At 66.2% G+C, this 12347-nt stretch carries 8 protein-coding genes; all 8 read right to left on the minus strand.

What is annotated here, in order from left to right:
• Positions 1-135: 135 nt before the first annotated feature.
• Positions 136-2286: an NAD-dependent DNA ligase LigA gene (gene ligA, locus BRADO_RS26275; protein ID WP_012029226.1), complete on the minus strand. Its 2151-nt coding sequence runs from the start codon at positions 2284-2286 to the stop codon at positions 136-138.
• Between the two features lie 109 nt (positions 2287-2395).
• The gene (gene recN / locus BRADO_RS26280; RefSeq protein ID WP_012029227.1) at positions 2396-4069 is read right to left on the minus strand and encodes a DNA repair protein RecN; all 1674 of its coding nucleotides are present in this window, start codon (positions 4067-4069) and stop codon (positions 2396-2398) included.
• A 121-nt stretch (positions 4070-4190) separates the two neighbouring features.
• The gene (locus BRADO_RS26285; protein ID WP_012029228.1) at positions 4191-5084 is read right to left on the minus strand and encodes an outer membrane protein assembly factor BamD; all 894 of its coding nucleotides are present in this window, start codon (positions 5082-5084) and stop codon (positions 4191-4193) included.
• Positions 5085-5464: 380 nt separating this feature from the next.
• Positions 5465-6424: a UDP-3-O-acyl-N-acetylglucosamine deacetylase gene (gene lpxC / locus BRADO_RS26290; RefSeq protein WP_012029229.1), complete on the minus strand. Its 960-nt coding sequence runs from the start codon at positions 6422-6424 to the stop codon at positions 5465-5467.
• A gap of 345 nt (positions 6425-6769) precedes the next feature.
• Positions 6770-8614 carry a cell division protein FtsZ gene (ftsZ, locus tag BRADO_RS26295; protein ID WP_012029230.1) on the minus strand — a complete coding sequence of 615 codons (1845 nt, stop codon included), beginning with the start codon at positions 8612-8614 and terminating at the stop codon, positions 6770-6772.
• 90 nt (positions 8615-8704) lie between these two features.
• Entirely contained in the window at positions 8705-10024 is a 1320-nt protein-coding gene (gene ftsA, locus BRADO_RS26300; RefSeq protein WP_012029231.1) for a cell division protein FtsA, read from the minus strand.
• Positions 10021-11058 (minus strand): cell division protein FtsQ/DivIB, encoded by a 1038-nt coding sequence (locus tag BRADO_RS26305; RefSeq protein ID WP_012029232.1) that lies wholly within the window; start codon positions 11056-11058, stop codon positions 10021-10023. The genes ftsA and BRADO_RS26305 overlap by 4 nt, the downstream gene beginning before the upstream one ends.
• Before the next feature lie 292 nt (positions 11059-11350).
• On the minus strand, positions 11351-12340 hold the full coding sequence (locus BRADO_RS26310; RefSeq protein ID WP_012029233.1) for a D-alanine--D-alanine ligase: 990 nt from the start codon (positions 12338-12340) through the stop codon (positions 11351-11353).
• Positions 12341-12347: the final 7 nt, after the last annotated feature.

Genomic DNA, 12347 nt, shown 5'->3' on the forward strand with positions numbered 1-12347 from the left:
AGGCCGGGACGACGGCGGGGATGACGCGCTTGCTGTGGCAGATCATGCGGTCCACCTCACGCGTGGGGCGCAGCGCAGAACATGCGCGCGCGATCGAAGCCGAACAGCATCGGCGGCGACCGCCACCACGAACAGCTACTCCCCGATCAGCTGCAGCCACTCGTCCTCGGTCAGCACCTTGACGCCGTGCTTCTCGGCATCCTTCAGCTTCGAGCCCGCACCAGGACCGGCGACGACGTAGTCCGTCTTCTTTGATACCGATCCCGACACTTTCGCGCCGAGCCGCTCGGCTGTGGCCTTGGCCTCGTCGCGCGTCATCTTTTCCAGCGTGCCCGTGAACACCACCGTCTTGGTCGCGATCGGCGAATTACGCTTGGGCTTCTCGGCATCCAGGATCTTCACCTCGCGGGTCAGCCGCTCGACGATGCCGCGATTGTGGTCTTCGCCGAAATAGGCGGCGACGCTCTTGATCACTGTTTCGCCGATCTGGTCGAGCGCATCCATCTCGGCGATCGCCTCCTCGTCGCCATTGGCAACCTTCAGGCAGGCGTCGTGGAACGCCTCCCAGGAGCCGTAGCCGCGCGCCAGCGCCAGGGCCGTGGTCTCGCCGACATAGCGCATGCCGAGCGCGTAGATGAACCGCTCCAGCGCCATCTCGCGCCGCGCCTCGATGGCGTTGAAGAGATTGCGCACGGAGGTCTCGCCATAGCCCTCGACCTCCTCCAGCTTCAGCTTGGCGTTGCGCTTCTGCAGGGTGAAGATGTCGGCCGGCTCCTTCACCCAGCCTTCATCGAAGAAGAACTGGATCTGCTTTTCGCCGAGACCGTCGATATCGAAGGCGCGGCGCGAGGCGAACAGCTTGAGGTGCTCGATCTTCTGATAGGGACAGGCGAACTCGCCGGTGCAGCGGGCGCGCGAGCCCTCCTCGCCGGCCGCAGTCTCCTCGCGGACGACGTCGGTGTGTAGCGGGCAGGGACACTTTCTGGGAAAGGCAAACACCTCGGCATCGGCAGGCCGCTTGTCGATGAGAACGTCAACCACCTGAGGAATGACATCGCCGGCGCGCTGGATGACGACGGTGTCGCCGATACGGATGTCGCGCCCCTCCCGCAAGACCTCGCCCTTGTTGCCGATTCCCTTGATGTAGTCCTCATTGTGCAGGGTGACGTTCTGCACGATGACGCCGCCGACGCCGACCGGCTCAAGCTTGCCGACTGGCGTGAACGAGCCGGTGCGGCCGACCTGGATCTCGATGTCCTTCAGCACGGTCATGGCACGCTCGGCCGGGAATTTGTGCGCGATGCCCCAGCGCGGCGTGCGCGAGACGAAGCCGAGCCGCTCCTGCCAGTCGATGCGGTCGACCTTGTAGACGACACCGTCGATGTCATAGTCGAGCTCGGCGCGCTGCTCCTCGATCGCGCGGTGGAACGCAATCAGCTCCTCGACCGAGTGGCAGAGCTTGGTCAGCGGGTTGGTGGTGAAGCCACAATGCTCGAACCATTTGATCATGCCGCTCTGCGTCTCCGCGGGCATCGCGCTCATGTCGCCCCAGGCATAGGCGAAGAAGCCGAGGGGCCGCGACGCCGTGATGGTCGGGTCCTTCTGGCGCAACGACCCCGCGGCGGAGTTGCGGGGATTCGCGAAAATCGTGTCCCCGGCTTCCTTCTGGCGCTCGTTGAGCGCGAGAAACGCCTGCTTGGTCATGTAGACCTCGCCGCGGATCTCGCAGATGTCGGGAAGGTTGCGGCCATGCAGCTTCTGCGGCACGTCCTTCAAGGTACGGATGTTGGCAGTGACGTCCTCGCCCTCCGCGCCGTCGCCGCGGGTCGCCGCTGTGACCAGTTGGCCGCCCTCGTAGCGCAGCGACATCGACAGCCCGTCGATCTTCGGCTCTGCGGAGAAAGCGATGCGATCATCCTCGGCAAGCTTCAGGAAGCGCGCGATGCGGCCGACGAAGTCGCGCACGTCCTCTTCGGCGAAGGCATTATCGAGCGACAGCATCGGCACCGCATGCCGGACCTTCTTGAACCGGCCGGACGGTGCGGCGCCCACCGTCTGGGACGGCGAGTCGCGGCTGACGAGTTCGGGAAAGCGCTTTTCGATGGCGTTGAAGCGACGACGCAGCTCGTCGTAGGCGGCGTCCGAAATCTTCGGCGCGTCCTCCTGGTAGTAGAGCCTATCGTGGGTCTCGAGTTCCAGCGCCAGCCGCTTCCACTCCACCTTGGCCTGGGCCTTGGTCAGATCGGCGACGTCGACGGACTGCTTGGATTTTGCTGTTTTGGCCATACTGCGTAATGTCTGCTCGTCGAACCAGGGGCAGGCTTCAGGCCTCCCAAGGACGACGGTTTACACAATGCGCGCGGCGGTGCCAAAAGCGTTCGGGTCACCCCCTAACTTAGGCCGCCGCCGCCTCCAGCAGGCGGTCGGCGGCGGCGCGGGCTTCGGCGGTGACCTCGGCGCCGGCCAGCATGCGGGCGATCTCCTCGCGGCGATGCAGGGTGGCGAGCGTGTTGACGCGGGTGACGACGCGCTTGCCGCGGTCGAGCGCATCCTTGGAGATCAAGAGATGCTGGTCCGCCCGGGCCGCGACTTGCGGCGCATGGGTCACGGCCATGACCTGGACGCCGTGGGCGAGCCGCGCCAGGCGGGCGCCGATGGCGTCCGCCACCGCGCCGCCCACGCCTGTATCGATCTCGTCGAATACAAGGGTCGGCGCTGAGCCGCGATCCGACAGCACCACTTTGAGCGCCAGCAGGAACCGCGACAGCTCGCCCCCTGAGGCGACCTTCATCATCGGACCGGGCCGGGTGCCCGGGTTGGTCTGGACCCAGAATTCGACGCGGTCGATGCCCTCTGGCCCCGGCACGTCGGCGTCGCTGTCGACCTGGGTCATGAACTTCGCGCGCTCGAGCTTCAGCGGGCCGAGCTCGGCATGGACGGCCCGGTTGAGCTTCTCAGCCGCCTTGATACGCGCCGCCGAAAGCTTGGCCGCGGCCGCCGCGTAGCGCGCATCCGCCGCTGCTGCCGCCGCCTCCAGCTTCTTCAGCTGCTCGGCGCCCGCGTCGATCAGCACGACGTCGGCGGCGTATTTGGCGGCCAGCGCCGCCAGGCCATCGACCGGCGTCGAATATTTGCGGGCCGCCGCGCGCAAGGCGAACAGCCGCTCCTCGATGCGCTCCAGCTCCAGCGGATCGAAGTCGGTGGCTGCCAGCGCCGCCGTCAGATGCTGATCGGCCTCCTCCAGCGCGTTGATCGCGGCGTCCATCGCCTTGACGGCGGGATCGACCAGGGCCGGCGAGCTGACCGCGCGCCGCTCCAGCCGGCGGACCGCCGCTGCCAACGCCGCGATCGGCGACTGATTGCCGCTGACGGCATCCTGAGCGTCGCGCAGATCGCCGGCGATCTTCTCGCCCTGCATCATCGCCGTGCGTCGGGTCGCGAGCTGCGTCTCCTCGCCCTCCTTCGGCGCCAGCTTCTTCAATTCGTCCGAGGCATGCCGCAGATAGTCGGCCTCGCGCGCTGCGCGCTCCATCCCGGCGCGATGCTGATCGAGCGCCGAGACCGCGCTACGGCGCGCCGCCCATAGCGTCTCGACGCCGGCAACATCCTTCTCGAGCCCGGCAAAGGCATCGAGCAGCCTGCGATGGGTGGCGGCATCGACCAGCGCGCGCTCGTCATGCTGGCCGTGAATCTCGACCAAGGTGGCCCCGATCGCCTTGAGGGTCTGAACGCTGACCGATTGGTCGTTAATGAAGGCGCGGGTGCGGCCGTCGCCATACTGGACCCGGCGCAGGATCATCTCGCCGTCGGCATCCAGCCCGTTGGCGGCCAGGATCCGCGCGGCCGGATGATCCTTGCCGATCTCGAACACGGCCGTGACCTGCCCCTGATCGGCGCCGTGCCGCACCAGGCTGGCATCGCCGCGCCCGCCGAGGGCCAGGGCAAAGGCATCGAGCAGGATGGACTTGCCGGCGCCGGTCTCGCCGGTCAGCACCGCTAGCCCCTCGGAGAATTCGAGATCGAGTCGTTCGATCAGGACGATGTCACGGATCGACAGTCGCGCCAGCATGAACCGAGGTCCTTCGTAACGGGGCAGGATACCCCTGAGCGAACGACTCGATGCTAGCAGCAAAATGAGAACAAAACAAGAATTGAGAACAAAGCAGGACCAGTTTCAAGTCCCTGCCAGCTCAGCCGAGCCCCAGCTTCTTGAACGCCCGCGAGATATAGGAGCCCTTGTTCTCCTCCGGCTCGACCCCGCCGGACTTCACGAGGTTATAGGCGTCCTTGTACCACTTGCTGTCCGGGAAGTTGTGGCCGAGCACGGCGGCGGCCGTCTGCGCCTCGCCGACGATGCCGATCGTCATGTAGGCCTCGGTCAGACGGAACAAGGCCTCCTCGACATGACGGGTCGTCTGGTACTGAGTCACCACCGTCTTGAAGCGGTTGATTGCGGCGGTGTAGTCGCGCTTCTGCATATAGTAGCGGCCGACATCCATCTCCTTGCCGGCGAGCTGGTCGCGCGCGCCTTCCATCTTCGCCTTGGCGTTGGTGGCATATTCCGAGTTCGGATATTTGCGCACCACCTCTTCGAGCGCGGCGATCGCCTTTTCCGTCCGGCCCTGGTCGCGGCTGATGTCCGGGATCTGATCGTAATGCGACGCTGCGATGAGGTATTGCGCATAGGCCGCGTCCGGGCTGCCGGGATGCAGCGTCACGTAGCGGGTCGCCGAACCGATGCAGCCGTCGTAATCACCGGCCTGGTAGGAGGCGTAGGCCGACATCAGCAGCGATTTGCGCGCCCAGTCGGAATAAGGATGCTGGCGATCGACCTCCTCGAACTTCTTGTTCGCGCCCTTCATGTCCTTCTTTTCGTTCAGCATGTACAAGCCCTCATTGTAGAGCTTGTCCGCGGGCTCATCGACGAACGTATCGTCCTTGGCAAGGAACTTGTCCCAGAGCCCGCCGGTGCCGCAGCCGGCCAGCGGGAACGCCAGCAGCGCCAGCGATGCGGCGAAGCGCATGCGGCGGCCGATCGAGATGGCCTGAGGACTGAGCTCGCGCGGGAGACGCTGTGTCGACATGCTGCTTTGGAACCCGATGCCTGTGATCTGATCTACGCCGCGCATCATGATCATCGTCTCATGACCGCGAAGGAAGAGCCTGTTGTGGCACGCATCACGCCGCCACGGCCTCTCTAACCGAAAACACTTCGTCAACCAACCGCATAGGCAGCCAATCCGCCCGGATTAAGGCGACACCGAGGCTACCGCCCCGCATCATGGTTACCGCTGGAAAAGGCGTTGGAAAAGCGGGCAGACGCAGTTGTCGCGTCGGTGACGCGAACACCGCTGGCAACAACCGCTAACGAAGATTTCTAGAAGATCATCGCTGCGGCGACGTCGCAGCACGTGGGCGAACGCTCATCGATTCGAGCTGTCGCAGTCGGCCCAGCCCGAAAAGCTCAGGACACGTCCGGGCCGAAGGCCGGAGCGATCATGCCACCAACCATGCCGCCGACGACTTCGGCCGCCACGCGGGGACGGCGCACCGTCTCGCCCTCGACCACCCGCCAGGCGGTCCGATCGGCCATCAGCGCGGTCAGGACGGCGTGGTTGAGCTTGTGGCCGCCGCGAACGGAGCGATAGGTGCCGAGCATCGGCAGGCCGGCGAGCGCGAGATCGCCGATCGCGTCGAGCACCTTGTGGCGGACGCACTCGTCGGCGTAGCGCAGGCCTTCAGGATTCAGCAGCCGCTCCTCGTCGAACACCAGGGTGTTGTCGAACGAGGAGCCCAGTGCAAAGCCGGCGTTCCACAACCGCGCCACGTCGCTCATGCAGCCGAAGGTGCGGGCGCGGGAGATCTCGCGGCGGAAACGCTCGGGGCTGAGCTCGAAATGATAGGCTTGGCGGCCGATCACCGGATTGGCGAAGTCGATCTCGGCTTCGACCCGGAAACCGGAGTTGTTGGGACGCAGTTCGCCCATCGAGGCGCCCATCGTCACCTGAACCGGCTTCAGCACCTGGATGTAGCGGCGCGCGGCCGACTGGGTGACGATCCCGGCCTGATCGATCGCCGCAACGAACGGCGCAGCGCTGCCGTCCATGATCGGAACTTCGGGACCGTCGACCTCGATCAGAGCGTTATCGACGCCCATGCCGCGCAGCGCGGCGAGGATGTGCTCAGCGGTGGAAACCAACGGGCCATGGCGGTCGCCCAATACCGTCGCCAGCTCCGTTGCGATCACCGAACCGAACGAGGCCAGAACTTCGCGGTCGGCGCCTTCCAGGCCGGTGCGGAGGAACACGATCCCCGCATCAACAGGCGCAGGCCCGATCGTCAGGCTGGCCGGCGCGCCAGAGTGGACGCCTACGCCAGTGACAGTGGCTTGCGAACGAAGCGTTGTTTGCCTGCTGAATTTCATCGACGATCGCCCAAGACCCCGCCTGAACCTCCATCGGCCGCCCCTCGCGAACCGACTCATTTTCAGGCATCCCCAAGTCACGGCAGAACTTAACGAGCCCCCCAAAGAGCGCCAACTCACGCTTCTTTACGGATTGTTACCCCATCTCTGCCGTATTCGCGCCAACCCTTAACCAAACTGGAACGCCGCCTTAACCCTCCGTGTTCCCCATCTAAACACCGAAAGAATAATTAATCATTTAAAATCAGTTAGTTGAACGAACATTCACGGTTCCTCTCAGCCCAGCAAAAAGGCCCGGCTCTCACGAGCCGGGCCTGTTCAGCACCCTCGGGGCTGTAACAATTCTCAGGTTGCCTGCCGGCGGAGGAAGGCCGGGATATCCAAATGGTCGTCGCCCTGTGGCGCGGGGGACACAGGCGCGGGGCGGCCATGGACGTCCAGACCCTGCGGAGCCGGGCGGCGGGCGTATTCCGAGACAGGCGATTCGTGGCTTGCGACCTGCTGGGAAACGTTCCGCTGCGGCTTCCGTTCCGGCAGCGGCGGCATCTGCGGCATCGCCGGAGCGGCGGCACGACCGGACATCGGCGGCTCGCTCTCCTCGTCGCGGCGGCCGAGGCCGACGTTGGCGAGACGCTGCAGCAGCGACATGCGGGTCTTCTGCGGATGCTCCTCGCCCTCGTCGCCCCGCGCCTGCCGGATCTCGGCCTGGGCCGGCATCGGCAGATCCTCGAACTTCGGCATGCGCGGCGCGCGGGTGGGAACCCGCTCGGCGGCCTGCGGGATGAAGGTCTCCGGCGGAGCAGCCGGCTCGACTGGCGCGGCGCGCTGGGCTTCCGGCTCGGGGAACAGCGACGGCTTCTGCGCGATCGGACGCACGGTCACGTCGCCATAGGACGCCGCGGTCGGCACCGGAGCGGGCGCCGGCGCGGGCTCGTTCGCCATGGCGGCAGCCACGGCGGCCAAGGTGTCACGCTCGAGATTCGGAGCCGGACGCGGTGCAGGTGCGACCGGCGCGGGCGCAGGTTGCGCGACGGCCGGAGCCTGCGACGCCTGCTGCTCGAGCTTGGCCGCGCGTTCCGCCAGCCTCTGGTTGTCGGCGCGCAAGCGCGCCGTCAGGTCGGCGAGGCGGCTTTCAGGAAGACCCGCGTGAGCGGTCGGGGCGGCGGCAATCGGGGCGACAGCCGCCGCCGGCTGTGCAGTCGTCGTGACGCCGCGGTTGAACTGCGCCTGCTCGATGCCGGTGGCGACCACGGAGACGCGGATCAGGCCGTCGAGCGATTCGTCGAAGGTGGCGCCGACGATGATGTTGGCGTCCTGGTCGACCTCCTCGCGGATGCGAGTCGCTGCTTCGTCGACCTCGAACAGGGTCAGGTCCTTGCCGCCGGTGATCGAGATCAGCAGTCCGCGGGCGCCCTTCATCGAGGAATCGTCGATCAGCGGGTTGGCGATGGCGGCTTCCGCGGCGGTCAGCGCGCGCTTCTCGCCGGAGGCCTCGCCCGTGCCCATCATCGCCTTGCCCATCTCGCGCATCACGGCGCGGACGTCGGCGAAATCGAGGTTGATGAGACCTTCCTTGACCATCAGGTCGGTGATGCAGGCGACGCCCGAATACAGCACCTGGTCGGCCATCGCGAAGGCGTCGGCGAAGGTCGTCTTCTCGTTGGCGACCCGGAACAGGTTCTGGTTCGGGATGATCAGCAAGGTGTCGACCACCTTGTGCAACTCGGAGATGCCGGACTCCGCGGTGCGCATGCGGCGCGCGCCCTCGAAGTGGAACGGCTTGGTGACGACACCCACGGTGAGGATGTTCATCTCGCGCGCGGTCTTGGCGATGACGGGAGCAGCGCCCGTGCCGGTGCCGCCGCCCATGCCGGCGGTCACGAACACCATGTTGGCGCCGGAGAGATGATCGCGGATTTCGTCGATCACCTCCTGCGCGGCGGCAGCGCCGACGTCCGGCTGCGAGCCGGCGCCCAACCCTTGCGTGACCTGCGTGCCCATCTGGATGATGCGCTGCGCCTTGGACATGGTCAGCGCCTGCGCGTCGGTGTTGGCGACGACGAAGTCGACGCCCTGCAGGCCGGCCGTGATCATGTTGTTGACGGCGTTGCCACCGGCGCCGCCGACGCCGAACACGGTGATCCGGGGCTTCAGCTCGTGGATATCAGGAGGGGTAATTGTGAGTGCCATGATTGCCTCTCGATCACGCGCGCGTGGGTTCGCCCCGGCCGCCGGCCGTGGGTGGTGTTGGTGAAATTCGGTTGGTGCGGACGTCGGTCATCAGAAGCCCTCGCGTAGCCATCGTCCGACCTTTCCGAGGTAGCCGTCGGTTCCTGTCCCGACCTGCCGCGTATGTCGCGGTTCGACGTGTTCGAGATGCGCGTATTGCGGATAGACCAGGAGCCCGGTGGGCACCGCGAAGGCGGCGTTCTTAGCCTCGTTGGGGAGACGGCCGAAGCCGAGCGGACGGCCGACCCGCACCGGGCGGTCGAGGATCCGGGTCGCCAATTCGACCAGACCCGTCAGCTGGGAGGCGCCTCCGCTGAGGACGACGCGCGCCTTGGGTTCTGCCGCAAAGGGCGAATCCTTCAGCCGGTCGCGGACCATTTCAAATATCTCCTCTGCGCGGTGCCTGACGATGTTCGCGATGGTGGCGCGGGACACGATCTGCGGAACATCCCGCTCGTTGTCACCCGCCGTCGGAACAGACATCAACTCACGCGCGTCGGACCCGCCAGTCAGCACCGTGCCATATAACGTCTTGATTCGCTCGGCATCTGCAATGCACGCTGATAGTCCGCGCGCAAGATCCATGGTCACGTGATGCCCGCCGAGCGCAAAACCGGAGGCATGGACGAAGCGGCCGCCGGAATAGATCGCGATCGTCGTGGTGCCCGCGCCCATCTCGACCACGGCCGCGCCGAGATCGGCCTCGTCGTCAGTCAGCACGGACAGACCCGCGACATACGGGCTCGCCGCCATCGCCTCGACATTGAGATGGCAGCGCTCGACCACGAGCATCAGGTTCTTGGCCACGGTGGCGTCGGTGGTGACGACATTCATGTCGACACCAAACTGTCGTGCCAGCATGCCGCGGGGATCGCGGATGCCCTTCACCCCGTCGAGCGTATAGCCGACCGGCAAAGCGTGCAGCACCGCCCGCCCCTCGCCCGTCGCATGATGCATGCCGGTGGATGTCACGCGGCTGACATCGGCCTGCGTCACGGCACCGCCACGGATATCCGAGGTCGCCTCGATCAAATGGCCCATCACCCGGCCGCCGGCGACCGGCAGCAAAACGGACTCGACCCGCACCTTCGCCATGCGCTCGGCCAGCGCGACCGCCTGCCGAACCGCCTGCTCGCATTCCACGGGATCGATGACGGCACCGGCCTTGACGCCGCGCGACTGGATCTGGCTGTAGCCGATCAGCTCGACCGCATGGGTGCGACCGCGCAGCGCATCGCTCGGCGGCGCCGGCTTCAATCGCGCGATCATGCAGGCGATCTTGCTTGTGCCGACGTCGAGCGAGGCCACCAGCGCGGTGCGCTTCTGGCCCATCGGGCGCGTCTTCGGTGTCTGGCGATCGAAGCCGGTCATGCGTCACCGGCTTTCTTCTTGGGCTTCTTGTCCTTGAACAGCTCCTCGCGCGCCTTTGCGGCGTCATCGGACAGCTGCACCGTCAGCCGATCGGACAGGCGCATGTCGATGGCGACGATGTCGCGCGAGAACAGCTTGTCATCCTGGTCGAGCTGGCTGAGCGTCGCCAGCGCGTTGCCGACATCGTTCTCCGGCAGGCGGATGTCGAGGCCGTCCTTGGTGCGCAGGTTCCAGCGGCGCTCGCCGACGAACACGGCCGCCTTGGTCACGGCGCGCACTTGCGGATAGCGGGCGAGCAGCGCCAGAAAATCACGCGCGCGGCTCTCGGCGCCCTTGCCGACCACGAGCGGCAGGGTAAGGAACGGCCGCGACACATATTGTTCGAGCACGGCGCCGTCGTCGGCGATCACCGAGAGGCGGCCGTCCTGCTGCCACAGCGCGAATGCTTTGCGCTCGACGATGTCGATCTGCAGCTGGTTCGGAAAGAACTTCTGCACGGTCGCCTCGGCAATCCAGGGATTGGCCTTCAGCTTGTCGCGAACAGCGGCGGCGTCCAGAAACAAGAGTGACGAGCGGCCGGACACGCCCCCGATCGCGAGCACCTCGTCCTGGGTCAGCTGTTTGCGGCCATTGATCGCGACCGCGGTGATGCGGAAGCCGGCTGCGTTGGCCAGGGCGTTGCGGGTGTCGGAGAGCGCCGCGCTGACGTCCTGCGCATGGCCGCCCTTGACGATGCCGAGCCAGACGCTGCCGAACAGCAGCGCCACGGTGGCGACCGTGCCGAGCCGGCGCGGCAGATAACGCTCGACCAGATCGACCACGCGCGGCGGCGCCTCGCGCCCGACCATGGGCGCCAGCGCCGCGTTCATCGGCGCACGATCTCGACGCGCATTCTTCTTGCGTCCGCGCTGCAGATTGATGCGCGGCAGGCGGGCTGAGACATACTCGCGCAGCAGGATCGCCGCGCCAAGGGCAGCGGCTTTCAGGTCAGCTTGAGGCCTCTGCGATCGAGCGAGGCGTCCTGCACCATCCATTGCACGAGCTCATCAACTGTTGCGCCCGCAATACTCGCGGACCCACGCCCACGGTCCCGGCGGCTGGTGACCATCGCGATGGACGCGGTCATGACCCGGCAGCCGAGCACCACTGAGGCGCCAGCGTTAACCTTCGGACGTCCTGGTAAACAAAAAGTAAAATAGGTCCGGAGAGGCGATTTTTTTCTCCGATTTATGAGGACCTTGCCCGGAATTCTTAAGCATTTTACGGGTTACAGGAACCTCCGGGGGACGCCGGGCCGGGTTCCTCCGGTGCGACTACCGCACGAATTCAGTGCCGAACGCGGCGTTCCGCCAAGGCGATCTGCTGCTGCAGAAAGTCGGCAAAGGGGATACCCTGCGCCGCGAGCGCCTTCGGATATAGCGAGGCGGCGGTCAAGCCGGGCAGCGTGTTGGTCTCGAGATAGACCGGGCCGTCGGCCGAGACGATGAAGTCGGTGCGCGAGTAGCCGCCGCAGGACAGCGCACGATGCGCCTTGATCGCCTCTCGCTGCAGCGCTGCCGTAACCTCCGGATTGAAGCGTCCCGGACAGATCTCCTTCGTCGCGGCCGCCAGGTACTTCGCGAAGTAGTTGAAGGCGCCGTCGGCCGGCAGGATCTCGATCGGCGGCAGCGCGATCAACGAGCCGTCCGCCTGCTCGAGCACGCCGCAGGTCGCCTCCTTCCCGGTGACGAACGGCTCGATGAGATACTCCTCGGTCGCAGCGGCGGCCTTAACGGCGACGAGGTCCTGTTTGGCGTTGACGAAGATCAGGCCGAAGCTCGAGCCATCCTTCACCGGCTTGGCGATCAGCTTGCCGTAACGCGCGAGAGCTGTCTCGGCATTGTCGAGCGCGACACCTTCGGCCGCCGTGACGCCACCGAGTACGGCGAAGCGCTTGGCGGCGACCTTGTCGAAGGCGAGGTGCGAGGCCGCCGAGCTCGAGCCGGTGAACGGCACGCCCCGCATCTCGCACATCACTTGAAGCTCGCCGTTCTCCGCCCGTCCGCCATGAAGTCCGAGAACCAGGATCCGGTCCTCGGCGCGGGCACGATCGAGCGCCTCGGCGAGCGTGCCGATCCGGACGCCGTCGGCCGTGAACGGCTCCTCGAACGGCTTTGCGTGGGCGACCAGCGCTGGGCCGCTTGCCTGCTGCACAGTGTCGTCGGCCTCCCAGAACCAGAGGTCCGCCTCCGGCAGCGCGGCGTGCAGCGCCTTGGCGCTGGCGACCGAGACGAGACGTTCCTTGTTGGAGCCGCCGAACAGAATCGTGGTGCGCATCAATGGT

The sequence above is a fragment of the Bradyrhizobium sp. ORS 278 genome, assembly GCF_000026145.1.
Lineage (GTDB): Bacteria > Pseudomonadota > Alphaproteobacteria > Rhizobiales > Xanthobacteraceae > Bradyrhizobium.